This window comes from Cellulomonas sp. HD19AZ1, from assembly GCF_004535805.1.
GTDB classification, from domain to species: domain Bacteria; phylum Actinomycetota; class Actinomycetes; order Actinomycetales; family Cellulomonadaceae; genus Cellulomonas; species Cellulomonas iranensis.
This window is the reverse complement of sequence record NZ_SPHX01000001.1, coordinates 655,358-678,307: the sequence shown is the minus strand read 5'-3', so window position 1 is coordinate 678,307 and position 22,950 is coordinate 655,358. Positions and strand designations below refer to the sequence as shown.

General features: G+C 74.0%; 20 protein-coding genes. 6 read left to right on the top strand and 14 right to left on the bottom strand.

Features of this window, described 5'->3' with window-relative positions; translation table 11 throughout:
• The first annotated feature begins 162 nt into the window (after positions 1-162).
• The 3 genes from E4A51_RS03090 (at position 163) to E4A51_RS03080 (ending at position 2,931) form a co-directional block, all read left to right on the top strand.
• Complete coding sequence (locus E4A51_RS03090; RefSeq protein WP_134850824.1) at positions 163-579, top strand: metalloregulator ArsR/SmtB family transcription factor; 417 nt, start codon at positions 163-165, stop codon at positions 577-579.
• A gap of 3 nt (positions 580-582) precedes the next feature.
• On the top strand, positions 583-2,310 hold the full coding sequence (locus E4A51_RS03085) for a SulP family inorganic anion transporter (RefSeq protein WP_370297442.1): 1,728 nt from the start codon (positions 583-585) through the stop codon (positions 2,308-2,310).
• 63 nt (positions 2,311-2,373) lie between these two features.
• The gene (locus E4A51_RS03080) at positions 2,374-2,931 is read left to right on the top strand and encodes a YbaK/EbsC family protein (RefSeq protein ID WP_070319807.1); all 558 of its coding nucleotides are present in this window, start codon (positions 2,374-2,376) and stop codon (positions 2,929-2,931) included.
• A gap of 21 nt (positions 2,932-2,952) precedes the next feature.
• Here E4A51_RS03080 and E4A51_RS03075 read toward each other — a convergent pair whose 3' ends face one another.
• The 12 genes from E4A51_RS03075 to E4A51_RS03020 all read right to left on the bottom strand — a co-directional run bounded on the left by E4A51_RS03075 (position 2,953) and on the right by E4A51_RS03020 (position 19,007).
• The gene (locus E4A51_RS03075; protein WP_134850823.1) at positions 2,953-3,792 is read right to left on the bottom strand and encodes an RNA methyltransferase; all 840 of its coding nucleotides are present in this window, start codon (positions 3,790-3,792) and stop codon (positions 2,953-2,955) included.
• A gap of 75 nt (positions 3,793-3,867) precedes the next feature.
• Positions 3,868-5,160 (bottom strand): sugar MFS transporter, encoded by a 1,293-nt coding sequence (locus E4A51_RS03070; RefSeq protein ID WP_134850822.1) that lies wholly within the window; start codon positions 5,158-5,160, stop codon positions 3,868-3,870.
• A 107-nt stretch (positions 5,161-5,267) separates the two neighbouring features.
• The gene (locus tag E4A51_RS03065) at positions 5,268-6,590 is read right to left on the bottom strand and encodes an endo-1,4-beta-xylanase (protein WP_134850821.1); all 1,323 of its coding nucleotides are present in this window, start codon (positions 6,588-6,590) and stop codon (positions 5,268-5,270) included.
• A gap of 52 nt (positions 6,591-6,642) precedes the next feature.
• Positions 6,643-8,073, bottom strand: coding sequence for a DASS family sodium-coupled anion symporter (locus E4A51_RS03060; protein ID WP_134850820.1), 1,431 nt, complete (start codon positions 8,071-8,073; stop codon positions 6,643-6,645).
• Positions 8,074-8,436: 363 nt separating this feature from the next.
• Entirely contained in the window at positions 8,437-10,428 is a 1,992-nt protein-coding gene (locus tag E4A51_RS03055; RefSeq protein WP_134850819.1) for an ABC transporter ATP-binding protein, read from the bottom strand.
• The gene (locus E4A51_RS03050; protein WP_134850818.1) at positions 10,425-12,170 is read right to left on the bottom strand and encodes an ABC transporter ATP-binding protein; all 1,746 of its coding nucleotides are present in this window, start codon (positions 12,168-12,170) and stop codon (positions 10,425-10,427) included. Before E4A51_RS03050 ends, E4A51_RS03055 begins: the two co-directional genes overlap by 4 nt.
• A 3-nt stretch (positions 12,171-12,173) precedes the next feature.
• Positions 12,174-12,881: a TetR/AcrR family transcriptional regulator gene (locus tag E4A51_RS03045; RefSeq protein ID WP_134850817.1), complete on the bottom strand. Its 708-nt coding sequence runs from the start codon at positions 12,879-12,881 to the stop codon at positions 12,174-12,176.
• 125 nt (positions 12,882-13,006) lie between these two features.
• Positions 13,007-14,272 carry an SPFH domain-containing protein gene (locus E4A51_RS03040; protein ID WP_070319813.1) on the bottom strand — a complete coding sequence of 422 codons (1,266 nt, stop codon included), beginning with the start codon at positions 14,270-14,272 and terminating at the stop codon, positions 13,007-13,009.
• 84 nt (positions 14,273-14,356) lie between these two features.
• Positions 14,357-14,827 carry an NfeD family protein gene (locus E4A51_RS03035; protein ID WP_134850816.1) on the bottom strand — a complete coding sequence of 157 codons (471 nt, stop codon included), beginning with the start codon at positions 14,825-14,827 and terminating at the stop codon, positions 14,357-14,359.
• A gap of 75 nt (positions 14,828-14,902) precedes the next feature.
• Positions 14,903-15,700: an ABC transporter ATP-binding protein gene (locus E4A51_RS03030; RefSeq protein ID WP_046530588.1), complete on the bottom strand. Its 798-nt coding sequence runs from the start codon at positions 15,698-15,700 to the stop codon at positions 14,903-14,905.
• A gap of 70 nt (positions 15,701-15,770) precedes the next feature.
• Positions 15,771-16,796, bottom strand: a complete 1,026-nt coding sequence (locus E4A51_RS03025; RefSeq protein ID WP_087508462.1) for a GNAT family N-acetyltransferase — start codon at positions 16,794-16,796, stop codon at positions 15,771-15,773.
• A 69-nt stretch (positions 16,797-16,865) separates the two neighbouring features.
• Positions 16,866-19,007, bottom strand: a complete 2,142-nt coding sequence (locus E4A51_RS03020) for a type IIA DNA topoisomerase subunit B (RefSeq protein ID WP_046528550.1) — start codon at positions 19,005-19,007, stop codon at positions 16,866-16,868.
• A gap of 174 nt (positions 19,008-19,181) precedes the next feature.
• Between E4A51_RS03020 and E4A51_RS03015 the strand changes: the two genes are divergently transcribed.
• Both E4A51_RS03015 and E4A51_RS03010 read left to right on the top strand, forming a co-directional pair.
• On the top strand, positions 19,182-19,445 hold the full coding sequence (locus tag E4A51_RS03015) for a hypothetical protein (protein WP_046528551.1): 264 nt from the start codon (positions 19,182-19,184) through the stop codon (positions 19,443-19,445).
• A gap of 96 nt (positions 19,446-19,541) precedes the next feature.
• Complete coding sequence (locus tag E4A51_RS03010) at positions 19,542-20,324, top strand: response regulator transcription factor (protein ID WP_134850815.1); 783 nt, start codon at positions 19,542-19,544, stop codon at positions 20,322-20,324.
• On the opposite strand, the gene E4A51_RS03005 is transcribed toward E4A51_RS03010, so the two are convergent.
• On the bottom strand, positions 20,265-20,666 hold the full coding sequence (locus E4A51_RS03005; RefSeq protein ID WP_052748223.1) for a hypothetical protein: 402 nt from the start codon (positions 20,664-20,666) through the stop codon (positions 20,265-20,267). The genes E4A51_RS03010 and E4A51_RS03005 overlap by 60 nt on opposite strands.
• On the bottom strand, positions 20,663-22,123 hold the full coding sequence (locus tag E4A51_RS03000; RefSeq protein ID WP_134850814.1) for a glycosyltransferase family 2 protein: 1,461 nt from the start codon (positions 22,121-22,123) through the stop codon (positions 20,663-20,665). The genes E4A51_RS03005 and E4A51_RS03000 overlap by 4 nt, the downstream gene beginning before the upstream one ends.
• Positions 22,124-22,301: 178 nt before the next feature.
• On the opposite strand from E4A51_RS03000, the gene E4A51_RS02995 reads away from it, so the two are divergent.
• Positions 22,302-22,901: a hypothetical protein gene (locus E4A51_RS02995; protein WP_134850813.1), complete on the top strand. Its 600-nt coding sequence runs from the start codon at positions 22,302-22,304 to the stop codon at positions 22,899-22,901.
• Positions 22,902-22,950: the final 49 nt, after the last annotated feature.

Sequence of the window (22,950 nt, the reverse complement as noted above, 5' to 3'; positions counted from 1 at the left end):
GTTCGATGATGCCAGTAGACGCTGACACCGTGGAGGTGTCAATCCGACCGCGGGCCGTGACCCCGGCGGCGCCGGGTGAACCCGAGAGAGGTCCCGGAGCACCGCCCGTGGACAGGGGTACGGTTTGACGGATCCATCAACCCGTCATCCCGGAGCATCCCCGTGCCGCTGCACGCCCTCGGCGTCGACCGCCCCCTCGCGGAGGTCAAGGCCGACCTGTTCAAGGCCCTCGCCCACCCCGTGCGCGTCCGCACGCTCGAGCTCCTGGTCGAGCGCGACCGCCAGGTCAGCGAGCTGCTCGCCGAGCTCGGCCTCGAGGCCTCGCACCTGTCCCAGCACCTCGCGGTGCTGCGCCGCGCGGGAGTCGTCACCGCGCGCCGCAGCGGCAACGCCGTGCACTACGCGCTCGCGCTGCCCGCGGTCGCCGACATGCTCGCCGCCGCCCGCGCCGTGCTCGTCGACGCCGCGACCCACCACCGCGACCTGCTCGACGGCGCCGCCGACGACGTCCCGGACGCCGCCGGCGACGCAACGCCCGCCGCGACCCGGCCCGCCCGCGCCCGCACCACGGAGGCCTGAGCCGTGACCGTGCCGACCTCCCCGGCGCCCGCCGCCCGCACGACGCCGCCCACCACCGTCGCGCGCCTGCGCGACCTGCTGCCGCGCCGCACCGACTACGCCGACCTGCCGCGCTCGTGGCGTCAGGACCTGCTCGCGGGGCTCACGGTCGCGATCGTCGCGCTGCCGCTCGCGCTCGGGTTCGGCGTGTCCTCGGGCCTCGGTGCGGCCGCGGGCCTCGTGACCGCCGTCGTCGCCGGGGCCGTCGCGGCCGTGCTCGGCGGCTCGCACCTGCAGGTCAGCGGCCCGACGGGCGCGATGACCGTCGTGCTGCTGCCCGTCGTCGCGCGCCACGGCGCCGAGACGGTCCCGGTCGTCGCGATCATGGCCGGCGGGATCGTCGTGCTCGCGGCCGCGCTCGGCATCGGCCGGCTCGTCGCGTACATCCCGTGGCCCGTCGTCGAGGGCTTCACGTTCGGCATCGGCGTGGTCATCGCGCTGCAGCAGGTGCCGCTCGCGCTCGACACGCCGCGCGCCGAGGGCGAGAACGCCGGCCTCGTGGCGCTGCGCACGCTCGCCGACGTCGACTGGGGCCGGACCGTCGCCCCGCTCGCGCTCGTCGCGCTCGTGATCGCCGTCATGGTCGTGCTGCCGCGTCTGCACCGTGGCGTGCCGGCCTCGCTCGTCGCGGTCGTCGCGGCCACGCTCGTCGCCGAGGTCGGCGGCCTGGACGTCGACCGCATCGGCGCGCTGCCCGGCGGCCTGCCCGCACCGCACCTGCCGGTCGTGGACCTGGAGACCACGAGCGCGCTGTTCTCGTCGGCGCTGGCCGTCGCGGCGCTCGCGGCGCTCGAGTCGCTGCTGTCCGCGCGGGTCGCCGACGGCATGGCCGACGACATCGGGCGCACGCGGCCCAACCGCGAGCTGTTCGGGCAGGGCGTCGCCAACGTCGCGTCGGGCCTGTTCGGCGGCCTGCCCGCGACCGGCGCCATCGCGCGCACCGCCGTCAACGTCCGCTCGGGCGCGCGCACGCGCGTCGCGGCGCTCGTGCACGCGGGCGTCCTCACCGCGATCGTGTACCTCGCGGCACCGCTCGTGGGGCGCGTGCCGCTGTCCGCGCTGGCCGCGGTGCTGCTCGTGACGGCCGCGCGCATGGTCGACCTGGGCACCGCGCGCGCGATCTGCCGGTCGGGCCGGGCGGGCGCGCTCGTGTTCGGCGTGACCCTCGCGGTGACGATCGTGTTCGACCTCGTCATGGCCGTCGAGGTGGGCGTCGCGGTCGCCGCGGTGCTCGCGCTGCGCGCCGTGGCCCGCAGCAGCGGCCTGCACCGCGAGCCCCTGCCGGGCACGTCGGAGGACGAGGTCACGGCCGACACCGAGCGCGCGCTGCTGCACGAGCACATCGCGGTGTACCGGATCGACGGTGCGCTGTTCTTCGCCGACGTGCGGCAGTTCCTCGACGAGCTCGCGCTCGTGACCGACGTGCGCGTCGTGGTGCTGCGCCTGGGCAACGTCCGGGTCCTCGACACGAGCGGCGCCAACGCGCTGGCCGAGATCGTCACCGACCTGCGCCGCCGCGGCGTCGTCGTGCTGCTCAAGGGCCTGCGCCCCGAGCACCGGCGCCTCGCCGAGGGAGTGGGCGTGCTCGCGGCCGTCGGGCCCGAGCAGCACGTGTTCGACGACCTCGACGCCGCGCTCGCGCACGCCCGGACGCACGTGCACCGCCCGCACGACGCGGACCGGGCCGCCTGAGCCGGCCGGGCCGGAACCGAGCGGCCCGACCCGGCGTCAGGCACGCCGGGTAGCCTGCCGCGCATGACCACCGCACTCGGGACCCTCACCTGGGATCGGGCCGTCGACCGCCCCGACCTGCTGGCCGCGAGCACGCACGCCGCGATCAGCGGGTGGGCCGCCGTCGAGCCCGCCGTCGCCGACGCCGTCGTCGTCACGCCGATCGACCCGGACCTCGCCGACACCGCGGCGATGACCGACGCGTACGACCTGCCGCTGGCCGCGTCGGTCAACTGCGTGCTCGTCGCGGGCCGCCGCGAGGGCGTCGAGCGCACGGCCGCATGCCTCGTGCGCGCGACCACGCGCGCCGACGTCAACAACGCCGTCAAGCGACTGCTCGACGTCCGCAAAGCGTCGTTCCTGCCGATGGACCGCGCGACCGCCGAGTCCGGCATGGAGTACGGCGGCATCACGCCGCTGGGCCTGCCGACGGGCTACCGCGTGCTCGCCGACGCGGCCGTCGGCGGCGACGACCTCGTGATCATCGGCAGCGGCGTGCGCCGCTCGAAGGTCGCGCTGCCCGGGTCGCTGCTGCTGCGGGCACCGGGCGTCGAGGTGGTCGACGGGCTCGCGATCGGCTGACGCAGCCGCGAGCCGGCGGTCTCAGACCCGCGTGGCCCAGAACGCGACGGCCGCCGCCGCGGCGACGTTGAGCGAGTCGACCCCGCCCGCCATGGGGATCCGCACGGTCAGGTCCCCGGCCGCGACGGTCGCGGGCTTGAGCCCGTGCCCCTCGGCGCCCAGCACGAGCGCGAGCCGCTCGGGCGGGTCGGCCACGAGCTCGTCGAGCGTGATCGCGTCGTCCGACAGCGCGAGCGACGCCGTCACGAACCCCGCGTCGCGCAGCGTCGCGACGCCCTCGGGCCACGGGTCGATGCGCGTCCACGGCACCTGGAACACCGTGCCCATCGACACGCGCACCGACCGCCGGTACAGCGGGTCGGCGCACCGCGGCGTCACGAGCACGGCGTCGACGCCCAGCGCGGCGGCGGAGCGGAACGCGGCGCCGACGTTCGTGTGGTCGACGACGTCCTCGAGCACCGCGACGCGGCGCGCACCGGCACCGTCGCGCGCACCCGCCAGCACGTCGGCGACCGGGCGCAGCGCGGGCCGGTGCATCGCCGCGAGCGCGCCGCGGTGCACGTGGAAGCCCGTGATCGCCTCGAGCACGGGCTCGTCGGCGACGTAGACGGGGACGGCGTCGTCGCCCGGCAGGTCGGCGAGCACCGCCTCGAGCTCGGGCAGCCAGCGCGGCGCGATGAGCACCGACCGCGGCCGGTGCCCGGCGCGCAGCGCACGTGCGACGACGGTCGAGCTCTCGGCGATGTACAGGCCGTTCGCCGCCTCGACCCGCAGGCGCAGCGCGACGTCGGTGAGGCCGACGTAGTCGGTCAGTCGCGGGTCGTCGCGGTCGGTGACGGGCTGGACGTCGGCACGGGACACGTGGTCATCCTCCCAGGTCGGCGCGGTGCCGATCGTGCGCGTCGCCCGACGCCGCGGGCCCGCGCGGGTCTGCCGTCAGGCCGCGACGTCGCGTCGCACGGCCCGCCCGCCGAGCACCGCGACGACCGCACCGCCGGCCGCGACGACCGGCACGAGCAGGAACGCGGTGTGCGTGCCGAACGCGTCGGCGAGCGCGCCGAGCAGGAACGGCGCGATGCCGATCGCGACGGCGCCCGCGAGCGTCGCGTGCGACTGCGCGCGGTCCCCGCGGCCGGGCGACGCGGCGAGCAGCAGCGAGATCGACAGCGGGTAGTGCGCGCCGTAGCCGAAGCCCGCGACGACCAGCCCCGCGAGCGCGACGGCCGGCACGGTCGCGGTCCACAGCACCGCCCACCCGACGATCGCGATGCCGAACGACGCCGCGAGCAGGTGCGCCGGGTGGATGCGCAGCGACAGCGGCCCGACCACGAACCGCATCGCCGACATGCCCGCGACCAGGCCGGCGGTGGTCGCGGTCGCGATGCCCGCGCCCGCGCCGGTCTGCGTGAGCACGAGGTCGGTGGCCCAGTAGGTCGTGGCGTTCTCGAGCGCGATGGCCGCGACGACCGCGACGAGGAACAGCGCGGCGGCGCCGACGGGCCGCCGCCGGGCCGGGGGCACGACCGCCGGGAGCGTCGCGCCGTCGCCGGGCGCGGTGCCCTCGGGCACGACGTCGGCGACCGCGGGCGTCGTCGAGCCCGCCGGCGAGCCCGTCGCCGCGCCCGCGGCACGGCCGCGACGGCGCAGCCCCGGCAGCGACGCGGAGACCGGCAGCCGCGCGACGAGCGTCGCCGCGACGACCGCGAGCAGGATCGTCACCGCGACGCCGGGCCGCCAGCCCCACCCGGCGGTGACGGCCGCGCCCACCGCGAGCGGCCCGACCAGCCCGACCGACGACCCGACGCCGTTGGCCTCGGTGATCGCGGCGGACGCCGCGGGTCCGGTGTGCTCGGCGAGCCCCACCTGCGTCGCGGCGATCATGACGTTGCCGCCGACGGCGGCGACGACCATCGCGGGCAGCGTCCACGCGAGCGTCGGCCCGAGCAGCAGCCCGGCGACCCCGACGGTGAGCAGCAGCGTCGCCGAGACGATCGCGCCGCGGCGTCCCAGCCCGCGCACGGCGCGCGGGGTCAACGGCGCCGCGAGCAGGCCGCCGACGGCCATCGCGGTGCCGTGCAGCCCGGCCTGCGCGGCGGTGATGTCGAGCTCGTCGGCCAGCAGCGGCACCGACGGGTTGAAGCTGTACAGCATCCAGCCCCACACGGTGAACGGTGCGTACAGGCCGACGGTGAGCCGGTCGCGGACGAGCCGCGGGCGTGCGGGGGGCATACGACGAGCATCGACCGCGCCGTGAGCCCGCTCGACGTCCGACGCGCGTGACGTGCGCCTCACCGCGCGCCGCGGCACCCCGCCCGTCGCACGCCTCCCGCGGCGCGTCACCGCACGGTCACGAGCGTCTCCGCGTCGTCGCCCTCCTCGACCGTGACGTCGTGCCACGCGCCACCTGCCTCGACCGCGTACCGCCCGGGCAGGCCCTGCACCTGCACGCGGCCGTCCGCGTCGGCGGTGACGGTCGTCGGCGCGAGCCACCAGTCGCCGCGCACCAGGCCGCGCAGCGCGTCGTACGCGGGCTTGGGCGTGCCGTCCTCGGTGACCAGGCCGCCCGGCGCGTGCAGCCACATGCCGTGGTCGGACAGCCCCCAGTACGTCACGGCCTGCACGCGCGGGTCGGCGACGAGCGCACGGTAGTGCGCGACGACGTCCTCGGCCTGCCGGTCGAGCCCGTCGGCCGTCGACGGCCACCGCTCGACCCGGTGGTCGTTGAGGTCCACGATGTCGCGCGGCATGAGGTCGCCCGACAGGATCGTGGTCTCCGTGAGGTGGAGGGGCAGGCCGAACCGGCCGAACCGCTCGAGCACGTCGAGCGTCTTGTCCCGCCCCCACGCGCCCTTGTGCATGTGGGACTGCAGCCCGAGCGCGTCGATGCGGACGCCCGCGGCCAGGCACTCCTCGACCAGGTGCTCGTAGTCCGCCGACATGTCGAAGTCGTTGAGCAGCAGCGTCGCCGCGGGGTTCGCGGCACGCGCCTCGTCGAACGCGAGCTGCACCATCGGCACGCGGCCCTGCGTCGCGGCGACGCGCGTGACGGCGTTGGTGTCCTTGTCGAACACCGGCATGATCACGACCTCGTTGATCGCGTCCCACGTGTCGACGAGCCCGGCGAACTCCCCCGCGTCGCGGCGCACGCGCTCGCGCAGCAGCCGCAGCACCTCGTCGTCGGGCAGCGGCTCGAGCCACCGCGGCGCCACCGTGTGCCACACCAGCGGGTGCCCCTTGACGCGCGCGCCGCGCGACACGTAGTGCTCGGCGGCGGCGCGCAGCGCGGCGGTGCGCGTGCGGCCGCGCTCGGGCTCGAACGTGCCCCAGTAGAACGGCAGCGTCGCGGTGTCGAACACGTCGAACCACAGCGCGTCGAGCCGGTCGAGCAGCTCGTCCTCGCCCGGCGCGGGCGGGCGTCCTGACAGGCGGCGCCACGCGCGCTCGGTCTCGTCGAAGCCGATGCAGCCGAACGCGATCGCGTGGCCGCGCTGCTCGACGCGCACGGACGCACCGGCGAGCGGACGCCCGGCGGGGTCCACGAGCCGCACGGTGCGGCGGCGTGCGCGGTGCGCGAGCTCGGGGTCGGCGGTGACGGCGGCCTGCGCGACGGCGGCGGGTGCGACGGGGGTGGGCACGGACGGGGCGGGCACTGCGCTCATGCGACTCCTTCGTACGCGACGGGCGACGGCTCCGGCGCCCGTGCCCAGCCTGTCATGCCCCGATGCGCAGGACCCAGGTGGCGAGCGTCGTGACGGTGAGCGTGACGAGCAGGACGGACGCGACGCTCAGCGGCGCACCGGCGCGCACCATGTCGGGCACGCGCACGTACCCCGAGGAGTACGCGATCGCGTTGGGCGGCGTCGCGGCCGGCATCATGAACGTGCACCCGGCCGCGAGCGCGACCGGCACGGCCAGCAGCAGCGGGCCGTGGCCCAGCGCGACGCCCACGGTGCTCATGATCGGCAGCAGCGTCGCGGCGGTCGCGGTGTTCGACATGAACTCGGTCATCGCGACGGTCAGCACGCACACCACGGCCACGACGACGAACGTCGGCAGCCCGCCGAGCCCGTGGGCACGCTCCCCGATCCACACCGACAGCCCGGACGCGGTGATCTGCGACGCGAGCGCGAGCCCGCCGCCGAACAGCAGCAGGATCCCCCACGGCAGGTCGCGCGTGTCCGACCAGTCGAGCAGCCGCCCGCCGCACGGCTCGCCCGACGGCAGCAGGAACAGCAGCACCGCGACGACGACGGCCACGACCTCGTCCGTCACGGGGGTGCCGCGCCACACGAGCGGCAGCGCGATCCACGACGTCGCGGCGAGCGCGAACACCGCCACGACGCGCCGCTGCGGGTGGCCCATGGGCCCGAGCCGGTCGAGCTCGGCGCGCACCACGGAGTCGTCCTCGCACAGCGGCGCGGGGTCGACGCGGAACACGACGCGCGTGAGCACGAGCCACGCGAGCAGCAGGAACACGACCGACAGCGGCAGCCCGACGGCCATCCACTCGCCGAACCCGATCTCGATGCCGTACGTCTCCGAGAGGTACCCGACGAGCAGCGCGTTGGGCGGGCTCGCGATCACCGTGCCGAACGAGCCGATGGTCGCGGCGTACGCGATGCCGAGCATGAGCGCGGCGGACAGCCTCCGGTCGACCTCGCCGCGCTCGCGGCTCAGCAGCGTCAGCACCGACACCCCGATCGGCAGCATCATCACGGCGGTCGCGGTGTTCGACACCCACATGCTCAGCAGCGCCGTGGCGACCATCATGCCGAGCACGAGCCGGCGCGGCGCGGTGCCGACGAGGCGCACGACGCCGAGCGCGATGCGCAGGTGCACGTCCCAGCGCTGCAGCGCGATCGCGAGCACGAACCCGCCGAGGAACAGGAAGATCACCTTGTTCGCGTACGGCGCGGCGACGTCGGCGACGGGTGCGACGCCCGCGACGGGCAGCACGACGAGCGGCAGCAGCGCGGTGACGGCGAGCGGCAGCGCCTCGGTCATCCACCACACGCCCATGAGCACGAGCGTCGCGGCGGTGACGGCGCCGGCGTGGTCGGGCATGCCCGCGGCCGCGGCCGGCATGTCGGGCACGACGACGGCGACGAGCACCGCGAGCGCAGGCCCGACGACGAGCCCCACGGTGGACCGGCTGGGGCGCCGCAGCCGCTCCGCCCGCGGGAGGGCTCTCCCGCGCCGGCGGTCGTCCGACGGGTGCGGGGGTGCGGCGGCGGTGGCGGAGCTGATGGGTCGACCTCTTCGTCACGGGGGCGGGCGTGTCGTCTCCCCCTCGACGCTAGGCGCGCCGCCGTCTCAGAACGTGGGACTTTCGGGCGTGCCCGGCTCCGCGCGACCCGCCGTCCGGCTGCGGGTTCACCCGCCCGCGCCCGCCCCCTCGTCGCCGACGGAGAGCACGACGGCGCGACGGACGGGTGCGTACACCTGTCCGTCGCGCCGTACGGCTGTCCGTCGCGGGCGGGGCGCACGGCCCCGCTCCGCGGCGGGTCAGTCGACCGGGGCCGTGGCCGCGGCGAACTGGCTCTCGTAGAGCCGCGCGTACGCGCCGCCCGCCGTGAGCAGCTCGTCGTGCGAGCCCTTCTCGACGATCCGGCCGTGCTCCATCACGAGGATCACGTCGGCGTCGCGGATGGTCGACAGCCGGTGCGCGATGACGAACGAGGTGCGCCCGGCGCGCAGCGCGTTCATGGCGTGCTGCACGAGCACCTCGGTGCGGGTGTCGACCGAGCTCGTCGCCTCGTCGAGGATGAGGATCGCCGGGTCCGCGAGGAACGCGCGCGCGATCGTCAGGAGCTGCTTCTCCCCCGCCGAGACCGTGCCGCCCTCGTCGTCGATCACCGTGTCGTAGCCGTCGGGCAGCGTGCGCACGAACCGGTCGACGTGGGTCGCGACGGCGGCCTCGACGATCTGCTCGTGCGTCGCCCCGTCCACGCCGTAGGCGATGTTCTCGGCGATCGTCCCCTCGTACAGCCACGTGTCCTGCAGGACCATGCCCATCTGCGAGCGCAGCGCGTCGCGCGTGAGGTCCCGCGTGTCGACGCCGTCGAGCGTGATCCTCCCGGAGTCGACCTCGTAGAACCGCATGATGAGGTTGACGAGCGTGGTCTTGCCCGCGCCCGTGGGCCCGACGATCGCGACGGTCTGGCCGGGCTCGGCGACGACCGACAGGTCCTCGATGAGCGGGACGTCCGGCTCGTAGCGGAACGACACGTCCTCGAACGCGACGCGCCCGCGCACGGGCTGCGGCAGCGCGGCGGGCGCCGCCGGGTCGGGCGACTGCTCGTCGGCGTCGAGCAGCTCGAACACCCGCTCGGCCGACGCGACGCCCGACTGCAGCAGGTTCGCCATCGACGCGATCTGCGTGATGGGCTGCGTGAACTGCCGGCTGTACTGGATGAAGGCCTGCACGTCGCCGAGCGTCATGGTCCCCGACGCGACGCGCAGACCGCCGACCACCGCGATGACCAGGTAGTTGATGTTCGAGACGAAGCCGAGCGCGGGCTGGATGATGCCCGAGATGAACTGCGCCTTGAACGAGGACTGGTACAGCTGCTCGTTGCGCTCGGCGAACGTCTCGGCGGCCTCGCGCTGCCGCCCGAAGACCGTCACGAGCGCGTGGCCCGTGAACATCTCCTCGATGTGCGCGTTGAGCTTGCCGGTCCACGCCCACTGCTGCACGAACTGCGGCTGCGAGCGCTTCGCGATCGCTGCGGCGATCGCGATCGACAGCGGCACGGTCACGAGCGCGACCACGGCCAGCAGCGGCGAGATCCAGAACATCATGCCGAGCACGCCCAGCACCGTGAGCACCGACGTGATGAGCTGCGAGAGCGTCTGCTGCATGGTCTGCGCGACGTTGTCGATGTCGTTGGTCACACGGGACAGCAGCTCGCCGCGCGGCTGCCGGTCGAAGTAGGACAGCGGCAGCCGCCCCAGCTTCTCCTCGACGTGCGTGCGCATGCGCTTGACGGTGTTCTGCACGGCGCGCGCCGTGAGGCGCCCCTGCAGCCAGCCGAGCAGGAACGCGGCGACGTACACCGCGAGCACGACGAGCAGGATCTCGCCGAGGCGCGTGAAGTCCACGCCCGACCCGACGGTCAGGGTCTGCATGCCGCTGACCATGTCGGCGATCGTGTCCTGCCCCGAGGAGCGCAGCGCCTCGACGGCCTGCGCCTGCGTCGTGCCGGCCGGCAGCACGCCGCCGAGCTGGCGCGACACGATGCCCTCGAACAGCACGTTGGTCGCGTTGCCGAGGAGCTTCGGGCCCGCGACGGCCGCGGCCACCGAGCCGACGCCGAGCACGAGGACGAGGACGAGCCGCACGCGCTCGGGCCGCAGCACCGTCAGCAGTCGGCGCAGCGAGCCGCGGAAGTCGAGCGACTTCTGGCCGGGCATGCCCATGCCGTGGCCCATCGGTCCGCCGCCGCGGGGGCCGCCCGGGGGCGGTCCGGCGGGACGCTTGTCGGTCGTGGCGCTCATGCCGCCTCCTGCGCGTTCAGCTGGGAGTACACGATCTCCTGGTAGGTCGCGTTGGACTCCAGGAGCTCGTCGTGGGTGCCGTCGCCGACCACGCGGCCCTCGTCGAGCACGAGGATCCGGTCGGCGTAGCGGATGGTCGCGACGCGCTGGGCGACCACGAGGACCGTGGCGTCGCGCGTCTCGGGCGCCAGGGCGGCACGCAGCGCGGCGTCCGTGGCGTAGTCGAGGGCCGAGAAAGAGTCGTCGAACAGGTAGATGCTCGGGCGCCGCACGAGCGCACGGGCGATCGCGAGGCGCTGGCGCTGACCGCCCGACAGGTTGGTCCCGCCCTGCGCGACGGGCGCGTCGAGGCCCTCCTCGAGCGCCTCGACGAAGTCGCGCGCCTGCGCGACCTCGAGCGCACGCCACATCTCCTCGTCGCTCGCACCGGGCCGACCGAACTCGAGGTTCGACCGGATGGTGCCGGAGAACAGGTACGGCCGCTGCGGCACGAGGCCGATGCGGTCGCCGAGCGCGATCGGGTCGGCGGTGCGCACGTCCACGCCGTCGACCAGCACCTTGCCGCCCGTGACGTCGTACAGCCGCGGCACGAGGTTGAGCAGCGTCGACTTGCCGGCGCCGGTCGAGCCGATGATCGCGGTGGTCCGCCCGGGCTCGGCCACGAACGACACGTCCTGCAGCACGGCGTGCTCGGCGCCCGGGTAGCGGAACTCGACGTCCCGCAGCTCGAGCAGCCCGGGCCGGGCCTCGGGACCGGTGGGGAACGGCGTCGCCTGCGTGGGCGGCACGACGGTGGTGTCAGTGTCGAGCACCTCGCCGATGCGGTCGGCCGAGACCATGGCGCGCGGCACCATGACGACCATCATCGAGCTCATGAGCACGGCCATGAGCACGAACATGATGTAGCTGAGGAACGCGATGAGCGACCCGATCTGCATCTCGCCGGCGTCCACCCGGTTCGCGCCGAACCACACGACCGACACGCTCGACACGTTCATCACGAGCATGACGACGGGGAACATGAGCGCCATCAGCAGGCCGGTGCTGAGCGAGGCGACGTAGAGCGCGTCGTTCGCGACCTCGAAGCGCGCCTCCTCGTGCCGCTCGCGGACGAACGCGCGGATGACGCGCACGCCCGTGAGCTGCTCACGCATGACGCGGTTGATCGCGTCGATGCGCTTCTGCACGCGCCGGAACCACGGCACCATGCGCGACACGATGAGCCCGACGATGACGGCCAGCACGGGCACGATCACCAGCAGCAGGCCGGACAGGCCCACGTCCTCGCGCAGCGACATGACGACGCCGCCGATGAGCATGAGCGGCGCCATGACGAGGAACACGAACGTCATGAAGACGACCATCTGCACCTGCTGCACGTCGTTGGTCGTGCGGGTGATGAGCGTCGGCGCGCCGAACTTGCCCATCTCCTGCTGCGAGAACGACTGCACCTGCGCGAACAGCCGTGCACGCACGTCACGGCCGAACGCCATGGCGGCGCGCGCGCCGAACCAGACGGCGGCGATCGCGGCGACGACCTGCACGAGGCTGACGCCGAGCATGACGCCGCCGAGGCTCCAGATGGCGTCGGTGTCGCCCTTGGCGACGCCGTCGTCGATGATGTCGGCGTTGAGGCTCGGCAGCCACAGCGTCGCGACGACCTGCACGAGCTGGAGCGCCAGGACGGCGATCACGGCTCCCCGGTACGGGCGCAGGTGCTCCCTGAGCAGTCGGATGAGCATGGGTCAGGACCCTTCCGTGAGGGTGGGGGCGTCCCCGGTGGGGGTGGGGGGCGTGGGGGGTGTCGGGTCGGTGGGCGCGAGCATGCCGTCGAGCAGCAGGTCCACGATGACGCGTGGCTCGAACGAGCGCTCGAGATTTCCGCCGTGCAGCATGCCGACGCGTCCGGCGTGCAGGAGCATGCCGAGCACGAGCGCGTCGACGGCCTGGACGGCGTCGTCGAGCGGCAGCCGCAGACGGTCGGCGTCGGGCTCGAGCAGGCGACGCATCTGGGCGTGCACGGCCTCGAGGCCCTCGCGCTGACGCTCGGCCCAGCGTGCGCCGTGCCCGTGCAGCTGCCCGTCAGGGCCGCGGCCGAGGCGGTGCAGCACGGTCATCCAGACGCGCACCTGCCCGACGCGCTGCTCCATGAGCTCGACGAGGCGCACGAGCCGGTCGCGCAGCGGCATGCCCGCGTCGATCGCGGCGAGCGCGTCGAGGCCGATGGTCGGGTCGGCCGCCGCGAACGCGGCCTCGCGCACGAGCTGCTCCTTGTCGTCGAAGACACGGAACAGGGTGCCCTCGGCGACGCCGGCGGCGTCGGCGAGCTGCCGGGTCGTGACGTCCAGACCACGCTCGAGGATCACGGGCTGCACGGCGTCGAGGATCGCGCGGCGACGCTCCTCGGGCGGCAGCGGGGCGGCACGGCTCGGACGTCCGGCAGCAGCACTCATGAGCGCGACGATAAGTGAGTGAGCACTCACTCAGCAAGTCCTCAGGTCAGCGATCCCCGGACGCGACGACGCCGGCGCCCCCACGAGGGAGCACCGGCGTCGTGGTCGGTCAGCGACCTGCGGCGTCAGGGAGCCGCCGGCGGCTGCTGCGTGCCCTGCTGCGGAGCGTCCTGCACGGGCGGGACGGCCGGCTGCTGCGGCGCCGGCTGCTGCGCGGCGTGCGGCGTCTCGCCGCCGGCCGGGGCCGGACCGGCACCCGGCACCGCACGCTGCGGCGCCACGGGGCCCGTCCCCGGGCGCTGACCGCGCTCGGCCGACGGGTCGAACGGCACACCCGACAGCGTCCCGGCGCTCGTCGCGTCCGCCGTCGCCGCGGCCGACTCGCGCCGCGCCTCCGCGAGCGCCTCGCTCGGGTCCGTCAGCGAGACCGGGGGCAGGTCGCCCTCCGCGATCGGCGACTGCCCCGCCGCGCGCGTCGGGTACTCGCCGTCCGACGGGCCGCCGCCCGCGAAGCCCTTCGACAGCCACCCCAGCGCACCGCTGAGCTCGGCCGGCAGGAACCACATCTTGTTCGACGGGCTCGACGCGATCTTCGGCAGCGTCTGCAGGTACTGGTACGCCAGCAGCTTCGGGTCGGCGTCGCCGCGGTGCACCGCGTCGAACACCTGGAGGATCGCGCGCGCCTCACCCTCGGCCCGCAGGATCGCCGACTGGGCCTCCCCCTCGGCCCGCAGGATCGCCGACTGCTTCTCGCCCTCGGCCGTGAGGATCGCGGACTGCTTGACGCCCTCGGCCGTGAGGATCGCGGCACGACGGTCGCGCTCGGCACGCATCTGCTGCTCCATCGAGCCCTGCACCGACGCGGGCGGGTCGATCGCCTTGAGCTCGACGCGGTTGACGCGGATGCCCCACTTCCCGGTCGCCTCGTCGAGGACGCCGCGCAGCTGGCCGTTGATCTGGTCACGGCTCGTCAGCGTCTGCTCGAGGTCCATCGACCCGATGACGTTGCGCAGCGTCGTCACCGTGAGCTGCTCGATGCCGGTGATGTAGTTGGCGATCTCGTAGACCGCGTCCTTCGGCGACGTCACCTGGAAGTAGATGACCGTGTCGATGCTCACGACCAGGTTGTCCGACGTGATCACGGGCTGCGGCGGGAACGACACGACCTGCTCGCGCAGGTCGACGTTCGCGCGCACGCGGTCCACGAACGGGATCAGCAGGTGCAGACCGGCGTCGAGCGTCTTGTTGTACCGACCGAGCCGCTCGACGATGATCGCGACCGCCTGCGGCACGATCCGCACCGCGCGCACGAGCGCGACGATCACGAAGATCAGGACGAGCACGAGGACGACGATCAACGCGACCTGGCCCACGGGCGGGCTGTCGTTCATGAGACCTCCGCTAGGTTGCGCCGCCCGTACCGGGGCGACCACGGTGACCCGCGGCGCGGGTCGGTTGTCTGTCGGACGCGGGCGTCAGGCGGGCGCCGCGCCCGTGGCCGCGGGGCCGCCGGCGGTCGCCGGCAGCGGGCTCACCACGGCCGTCGCGCCGTCGATGCGCGTCACCGAGACCGCGGCACCCGCCGGGAGCGTGCCGCCGTCGGCGGTCCGCGCGCTCCACACCTCGCCCGCGAGCTTGACCCGACCCGTCGTGCCGTCGACCGTCGAGACGACGACGGCCGGTCGCCCGACCAGCGCGGCCGCGTTGGTCTCGGGCAGGTCGACCCGCCCCTTGAGGTGCCGCAGCAACCACGGCCGCAGCGTCAGCAGGAGCACGACCGCGGTGATGCCCGCGACGAGGATCTGCACCGCGAGCGGCGCACCCAGCGCGTACGCGGCCGCACCGGCCAGCGCCCCGCCGGCGAACATGATGAGGACGAGGTCGAGCGAGAGCATCTCGAGGATGCCCAGCACGAGCCCGCCACCGACCCACCAGAGCCATCCCATGGCCGTCACCTCCGCTGGTCGTCCTGCGACGATCCTATGCGACCGCTTTGCGATCCCGTGGGTCGAAGGCGCAGTTCAGCGTGCAGCGCGGTCGGTCGCGTGCGCCGACCAGCGGCCGTCCTGCCGGTCGAGGCTCAACGGCACGTCGAACGTGCCGGACAGGTTCTCGGCCGTGAGGACCTCGTCGATCGGCCCGGCCGCGAACACCCGGCCGGCGCGCAGCAGCAGCAGGTGCGTGAACCCCTGCGGGATCTCCTCGACGTGGTGCGTCACGAGCACGAGCGCGGGCGAGCGACGGTCCCGCGCGAGCTCGGCCAGCGCACCCACCAGCTCCTCGCGGCCACCGAGGTCGAGGCCGGCCGCGGGCTCGTCGAGCAGCAGCAGCTCCGGGTCGCTCATGAGCGCACGCGCGATCTGCACGCGCTTGCGCTCGCCCTCGGACAGCGTGCCGAACCAGCGGTCGCCGAGGTGCGCCACGCCGAACGCGGCGAGCAGGTCCGCGGCACGCGCCTCGTCGACCTCCTCGTAGGACTCGCGCCACCGACCGGTCACGCCGTACGCCGCCGTCAGCACGACGTCGCGCACGGTCTCGCCCGACGGGATCCGGTCGGCCAGCGCCGCGCTCGCGATGCCGATGCGCGGTCGCAGCTCGAACACGTCCGTCGCGCCCAGCCGCTGGCCCAGCAGCGACGCCGTGCCCGACGTCGGGTGCATACGACCCGAGGCGACCTGCAGCAGCGTCGTCTTGCCGGCGCCGTTGCGCCCCAGCACGACCCACCGCTCGCCGTCCTGGACCCGCCACGACAGCCCCTCGAGGATCGTCGTCGCACCACGCCGGATCGTCACGTCCTGCAGGTCGAGCACGTCGGTCATGGGCACAGACCCTAACCGGACACCGCGCCGACGCGTGACGGACCTGCCGCGGGGGTGTGCAGGACCTACGTCACAGCTCGATCGAGAGCATCGTCGAGGAGTGCGCGACCTCGTAGCCGAGGTCCGCGTACAGCCCGTGCGCGCCCGACGGGTTCGCGGTGTCGACCTCGAGCTCGGCGTACCGCATGCCGTCCGCGGCGTACGCGCGCATCACCGCGGTGAGCAGCGCGACCGCGACCCGGCGGCCGCGCCACGCGCGCCGCACGCCCAGCAGCTCGGTGTACCCCGAGGGGTACCCGGCCGCCGGCCAGTCCTCCTCGTAGCGTCCCGAGACGGCGTACCCCACGACCTCGCCGGCGTCGTCGAGCGCGACGAACGACCACGTCGGCGCGAACATCGCCTTCGAGCGCGCCCACTGCTCGGGCGTGCGGGGCTCGGAGCCCCAGTGGTCGGCGAAGACCTCGTTGTGGGCGACCCGCACGGCGTCGTCGAGCTCGGGCGCCCAGGGGACCACGCGCAGGCCGTCGACGTCCGGGACGTCGGGCAGCGCGACGTCGAGCGGGCGGCGCATGTGCGTGTAGTAGCGGATGGGCGTGAAGCCGGCCGCGCGGTACAGACGCACGGCGTCGGGGGTCGCGTCGTCGACGAACGTCACGATGCGCGCGGGCAGCTCCTTGCCGGACGCCGCGAGCACCTGGCGCGCGCGGGCCTGCGCCCACGCGACGAGCGCGCGGCCGATCCCCCGCCCGCGCCACGCCGGGTCGACCGCGCCCTCGACGAACGCACGCACGACGCGCCGGTCGCCCGGCGAGGTGTCCACGCGGGCCACCGCGCGGGGCGTCCCGGTGTCGTCGAGGCCGAGCAGCGTGTCGCGCGCGACGTCCCGCCAGTCGCCCTCGAGCTCCTGCGCGACCTCGGCGGCGGACGTGCGGTACGGCAGGCCGTCGGCCTCCTGACCGCGGACCATGAGCGCCGTGACGCCGTCGACGTCCGCCGGCGCCATGGCGCGCCACGTCAGACCGAGCTCGGCGGCGGGCAGCGGGACGTCCGTCGGCGGGGCGACCCGGACGGCGATCGGGGCGAGCGTGTCGGTCATGGGTCCAGCGTGACGCCCCCGCCGCCGAGCGACCAACAGGAAACCGGCGCGGACGCGCCTCGCCGCGGGTCAGGCGTCGATGCGCGACGAGTCGAGGACGTGCGCGTTGGCGACGATGAAGTCCTTGCGCGGCGCGACGTCGGAGCCCATCAGCAGCTCGAAGACCTTCTCGACCTGGGCGGCGGCCTGCTCGGCCTCACCGACGCGCACGCGGCGCAGCGTGCGGTGCCGCGGGTCCATGGTGGTCTCGGCGAGCTGGTCGGCGTCCATCTCCCCCAGGCCCTTGTACCGCTGGATGTCGTCCTTGTACCGGCGGCCCGAGCGGTCGAGCTTCTTGAGCGTCGCCGCGAGCTCGGCCTCGGAGTACGTGTAGACGTACTCGTTCTTGCGCGACCCCGCACCGATGACCTCGATGCGGTGCAGCGGCGGCACGGCCGCGTAGACGCGCCCCGCCTCGACGAGGGGCCGCATGTACCGGAAGAACAGCGTCAGCAGCAGCGTGCGGATGTGCGCGCCGTCGACGTCGGCGTCCGTCATCAGCACGATCTTGCCGTAGCGCGCGGCCTCGAGGTCGAACGTGCGCCCCGACCCGGCGCCGACCACCTGGATGATCGACGCGCACTCGGCGTTCTTCAGCATGTCGCCGACCGACGCCTTCTGGACGTTGAGGATCTTGCCGCGGATCGGCAGCAGCGCCTGGAAGTCGGAGCTGCGCGCGAGCTTCGCGGTGCCGAGCGCGCTGTCGCCCTCGACGATGAACAGCTCGCTGCGCTCGACGTCGTCGATGCGGCAGTCGGCGAGCTTCGCGGGCAGCGACGACGACTCGAGCGCGTTCTTGCGCCGCGAGATCTCCTTCTGCTTGCGCGCCGACACCCGCGCGCGCATCTCCCCCACGACCTTGTCGAGCAGCAGCGCCGAGTGCGCCTTGTGCTCGCGCTTCGACGACCCGAAGATCGCGGTCAGCTCCTGCTCGACGACCCGCGCGACGATGCCGCGCACGGGGCCGGTGCCGAGCACCTCCTTGGTCTGCCCCTCGAACTGCGGCTCGGCCAGGCGCACGGTGACGACGGCCGTCATGCCGGCGAGCACGTCCTCCTTCTCGATGCGCTCGCTCGCCGAGTCCTTCGCGGAGATCTTCAGCCGGCGCGCGTTCGCGGCGACCTGCGCGCGCAGCGTCTTGAGCAGCCCGGCCTCGAACCCGGCGACGTGCGTGCCGCCCTTGGGCGTCGCGATGATGTTGACGAACGAGCGCGCCTCGGTCGCGTAGCCCGTGCCCCAGCGCAGCGCGACGTCGACCTCGCAGGTGCGCGCGACCTCCTGGGGCGTCATGTGGCCGCGGTCGTCGAGCACGGGCACGGTCTCGGTGAACGTGCCCTCGCCCGTCAGGTGCCACACGTCCGTGACGGCCGCGTCGGGCGCGAGGTGGTCGACGAAGTCGACGACGCCGCCCGAGTGCAGGAACGTCTCCTCGTGCGGGCCGTCCTGCCCGGGCGTCCCGGGGATGCGGCGCTCGTCCCGCACGGTGATCGCGAGGCCGGGGACCAGGAAGCTGGTCTGCCGCGCGCGCGTCACGAGCTCGTCGTACGAGAACACGGCGGACTTCGGGAAGATCTGCCGGTCCGCCCAGTAGCGCACGCGCGTGCCCGTGCGGCCCTTGGCGACCTTGCCCACGACCGCGAGCTCGGAGCCCGAGACGAACGGCTCGAAGGGCGACTCGGGGCTCGCGCCGTCGCGGTCGTCGAAGACGCCCGGCTCGCCGCGGTGGAACGTCATGCGGTACGTCTTGCCGCCGCGGTCGACCTCGACGTCGAGGCGCGAGGACAGCGCGTTGACCACGGACGCGCCGACGCCGTGCAGACCGCCCGACGCGCCGTACGAGCCGCCGCCGAACTTGCCGCCCGCATGCAGCTTCGTGAACACGACCTCGACGCCGGTCAGGCCCGTCTTGGGCTCGACGTCGACGGGCACGCCACGACCGTTGTCGCGCACCTCGACCGACGAGTCGGCGTGCAGCACGATGTCGATGCGGTCGCCGTGCCCGGCGAGGGCCTCGTCGACCGAGTTGTCGATGATCTCCCACAGGCAGTGCATGAGCCCGCGGCTGTCGGTCGTGCCGATGTACATGCCGGGGCGCTTGCGCACCGCCTCGAGGCCCTCGAGCACCGACAGGTGCCGAGCGGTGTAGCCGGACGGGGAGGAGGTCGTCGTCACGGCGCCGATGGTAGCCGCGGACACGGACACGCCCCGCGGCGCCATGCCGCGGGCACCCCGCACCGGGCGCTGCCGCGTGTCGTGCGTGTGACGGCGCGGTGCGCGCAGATCACGATCACGTGACGCCGTGTCACGATCTTGTACGCAGACAGCGAACCGTCCCCTCCCGGTGGCATGGATCCCGGCGACGGGTGGTTGTATGGAGACGTGACAGGGACGACGATCGATTCCACGACCCCGCTGACGGCTGCCGACCGCTGCGACCGCTGTGGTGCCCAGGCGTACGTCCGCGTCGTGCTCCCCGTCGGCGAGCTGCTGTTCTGCGCGCACCACGCGCGCGAGCACGCACCGAAGTTCGCCGCGGTGGCCACGCACGTCCAGGACGAGACCGACCGCCTCCTCGCCGAGCACGGCGCCGGGGCGGGCGCGGCCCGCTGACGGCAGCCACCCGACCACGAGGGCCCCGGACCGCACGGTCCGGGGCCCTCGTCGTCCCACCCGACGCACCCGCTGTGACGTTGCTAACGTGCCGTCATGGCCGACCAGGGGGCGTCACGCACGGCCGTCGTCGTCGAGGACGACGACGACATCCGGCAGCTGCTCGTCACGGTGCTGCGCCAGGCCGGGTTCACCGTCCACGCGGCGGCTGACGGCGCCACGGCGGTCGAGGCCGTGCGGCGCCACGACCCGCTCGTCACGACCGTCGACGTCAACCTGCCCGACATCGACGGCTACGAGGTCGTGCGTCGCATCCGCGGCTTCAGCGACACGTACGTCGTCATGCTCACGGCGCTGCCCGACGAGATCGACGTGCTCATGGGGCTCGACGCGGGCGCCGACGACTACCAGGTCAAGCCGTTCCGGGCCCGGGAGCTCCGCGCCCGGATCGAGGCGCTGCTGCGCCGGCCCCGCACACGCCGCGCCGACGCCGGGAGCGCTCCCCCGCCGCCGCCCGCGCCGGGCGTCGACACCGGCGCGCCGGACGACCACCGGCGCGTCGAGCACGGCCCGCTCGTGGTCGACCTCGACGCGCACGCCGTCACCGTCGACGGCACCGAGGTCCATCTGACGCGCAGCGAGTTCGACCTGCTCACGACGCTCGCGGAGCGGACCGGTCGCGTCGTGCCCAAGGACGACCTGGTGCGGGCCCTGCGCGGCGAGGAGTACGACGCGGGCGTCTTCGTCAGCGACGCCGAGCGCCGCAGCCTCGAGGTCCACATGGTCAACCTGCGGCGCAAGCTCGGCGACGACGGCGGCTCACCGCGCTGGATCCAGACCGTCCGGGGCGTGGGCTACAAGTTCGTCGCACCGGCGTAGCAGCGCCACCAGGACCCGACCCGTGGCGTCGGCGGCGTCCCGCGCCGCCTCGACCGAACGGGCCGCGTCCTGGTCGCACCCCTGCGCCGCGACGTGCCGCTCGACCGCGTGGCACCGGTCGGCGAGCAGGTGGGCGCCGACCATGGCGCTGCCGACGTGGAGCGACCGCGCCGCGGTGCGGACGGCCACGGCGTCACCGGCGTGGAGCGCGCGCGTGAGCGCCAGGGTCCGCAGAGGCAGCAGCGCGAGGTAGGCCACGACGAGCGCACGGACCGCGTCGGGGCTCTCGGGCAGGTCGTCGGCCAGCTCGCGCCACCGCGCCGAGGTCAGCAACCCGCTCACACCCGGTACCCGTACTGGGGCCGCACGAGGCGGGCCAGCATGAACACGCTCTGCGCGATCGTCACGACGGCCAGCAGCGGCCACCCCACCCACAGCAGGCTCGTGCGGGCGATCATCGGCAGCGACACCCACACCCAGGCGCACGCGGCGAAGCCGGCGACGGCGACGAGCAGCGGGCTGAGGTACGCCCAGCCGGCGCCGCGCTCGGCACGCGCCTGAGCCGCCCAGTTGTCCGTGCGCGAGCGCGTCGCGAACTTGGTCCACGCCCGCACGAAGTGGCCGATCCGGACCCACATGTACAGCTCGGCCGGCACGAGGGTCGCGGCGTAGAGCACGTCGCGCCACGTGCGGTCCTGCATGGACCGCGCGATCCGGACGTTGAGCGCGACGGCCAGCACCGGCGGGATCAGCCACAGCGGGCTGAAGACGAACGCGTGGATGCTGAGCGACGCGGCCAGCAGCAGCAGGAAGAGGAGGCGGGTGCTCGCGTTGACGACCATCCCGAGGTTCTCCAGCCAGCGCAGCCGCAGGTTGGGGTGCAGCGGCTGGCCGCGCGTGTCGCCGCGCTGCCCGGGCCACATGAGGTCGATCGCCCCGTAGTTCCACTTGACCTGCTGGCCGTCGAGCGCACGCAGCGTCGTCATGCCGCCGACCTCGGCGCGCGCGGTGGCGCTGATCTTGGTCGAGTAGCCGACGTTCTTGATCTGCAGGCTGAGCAGCGAGTCCTCGACCTCGGAGTCGCTCACCCACGGCGCGGCCTGGTGGTACTCCGCCATGACCTCGCGCAGCGCGCCGACCCGGAACAGGCTGGCCTGACCGCCGAGGACGGCCATGTTGCGGCCGCGGACCATGTTCTGCATGTTGAACGCCGCGAACTGCGCGCGCTGCCCGGTGAGCAGCAGCGTCGCGAGCGGGTTGCGGACGTTCCGGTTGTCGACCGTGTAGACCGCGGAGATCCCGCCGATGCGCGGGTCCGACAGGATCTCGGCCTCGAGCTCCGCGAGCGCGGTGCGCTCCATGACGGTGTCGCCGTCGACCCCGAGCAGCAGGTCCATGTCCTGCACGAGCTGGAAGCCGTAGTTGAGGGCGCCGACCTTCTTGTCGCGGTTGGTGCCGATGTCGTGCACGTACACCGTGGTCCTCTGCTCGCGTCCGGCGCGTCGCACCACGTGCTCGCCGGCGAGCTTGCCCGCGATCTTGAACGTCCGGTCGGTGGTGTTGTTGACGACCACGTGGATCGCGTCCGGGAGCCGGGTCTGCGCGAGCAGCCCGCGCAGCACGCGCTTGATCGTCCCGGCCTCGTTGTAGGCGGGGATGACGGCGCCGATGCGCGCGGTGGGCCGCGGCGCGGCGGCGACGAGCTCGTCGGCACGGAACGCGTACCGCACGAGGTCCGTGCCGTGCTGCTCGCCCTGCTCGACGTCCTCGGCCGGGCGGGTCAGTGTCGTGGTCGTCATCGTTCGTCCTCCGTCGTCCTTCTCTCTCGACGTCCACGACGATGCCGCGTCCACCTCTGCGCCCTCCTCGGGTCGCGCTAAGGTCGTCCAAGGATCTGCTGAGAGATCGGTGTGCGACGTCCGGGGGGCAACGTTGCGACGTACAGGGATGCGCAGGCGCACCGGCGCTGGTGCGGTCGTGCTGACGACGGTGGTGCTGCTCGTCGCGTGCGGCACCCCGCCCTGGGAGCGGGCGGCGCCGTCCGGGACGGCGAGCGCGACGTCCGACGCCACGTCGACGGGCGACGCCACGCCCGAGGCGTCGTCGCCGTCGGCGGGAGCGGTCGCGACGGGTGACCTCGCGGGCGGCAACACGAGCCGCAGCCTCACCGCCGGCGCGGCGACGCTCGCGGTGGACTACTGGACCGACCTGGCCGCGGCGCAGTGGACCGCGGGTGCCACGAAGCCGGTCTCGCTGTCCGTGACGGCGTCCGAGCCGGGCGGCTCGGAGATCTACCTGCAGCGTCTGCGGGCGGTCCCGACCGCGTTGGACGCCTCGGGTGCGGCGCTCGAGAGCCCGGCGGCGTTCGAGGACGCGTCGTCGATCACGCCGGGCTACCTCATGTCCGACCCGTACTCGTACTCGACGTCGTTCTCGATCGGCGCGGTGGACCCCGCGACCCGGTCGATCCGCCTGGACCTCACCTACGAGGTGCTGCAGCGCGCGCAGCCGGGATCGGGCGACTTCGCGAAGCAGACGGCGCACGACACGCTCACGCTGGGCGTCGCCGGCGGCTGACGCGTCCTCGAGACGCACGACGGCCGCGGCACCCGAGGGTGCGGCGGCC

Coding starts and splice junctions, on each gene's coding strand:
- E4A51_RS03015 (WP_046528551.1), top strand. CDS start 19,182: ATGGATCCCGGCGACGGGTGGTTGTATGGAGACGTGACAGGGACGACG.
- E4A51_RS03010 (WP_134850815.1), top strand. CDS start 19,542: ATGGCCGACCAGGGGGCGTCACGCACGGCCGTCGTCGTCGAGGACGAC.
- E4A51_RS03055 (WP_134850819.1), bottom strand. CDS start 10,428: ATGAGCGCCACGACCGACAAGCGTCCCGCCGGACCGCCCCCGGGCGGC.
- E4A51_RS03000 (WP_134850814.1), bottom strand. CDS start 22,123: ATGACGACCACGACACTGACCCGCCCGGCCGAGGACGTCGAGCAGGGC.
- E4A51_RS03070 (WP_134850822.1), bottom strand. CDS start 5,160: ATGCCCCCCGCACGCCCGCGGCTCGTCCGCGACCGGCTCACCGTCGGC.
- E4A51_RS03025 (WP_087508462.1), bottom strand. CDS start 16,796: ATGACCGACACGCTCGCCCCGATCGCCGTCCGGGTCGCCCCGCCGACG.
- E4A51_RS03065 (WP_134850821.1), bottom strand. CDS start 6,590: ATGAGCGCAGTGCCCGCCCCGTCCGTGCCCACCCCCGTCGCACCCGCC.
- E4A51_RS03050 (WP_134850818.1), bottom strand. CDS start 12,170: ATGCTCATCCGACTGCTCAGGGAGCACCTGCGCCCGTACCGGGGAGCC.
- E4A51_RS03045 (WP_134850817.1), bottom strand. CDS start 12,881: ATGAGTGCTGCTGCCGGACGTCCGAGCCGTGCCGCCCCGCTGCCGCCC.
- E4A51_RS03080 (WP_070319807.1), top strand. CDS start 2,374: ATGACCACCGCACTCGGGACCCTCACCTGGGATCGGGCCGTCGACCGC.
- E4A51_RS03035 (WP_134850816.1), bottom strand. CDS start 14,827: ATGGGATGGCTCTGGTGGGTCGGTGGCGGGCTCGTGCTGGGCATCCTC.
- E4A51_RS03040 (WP_070319813.1), bottom strand. CDS start 14,272: ATGAACGACAGCCCGCCCGTGGGCCAGGTCGCGTTGATCGTCGTCCTC.
- E4A51_RS03030 (WP_046530588.1), bottom strand. CDS start 15,700: ATGACCGACGTGCTCGACCTGCAGGACGTGACGATCCGGCGTGGTGCG.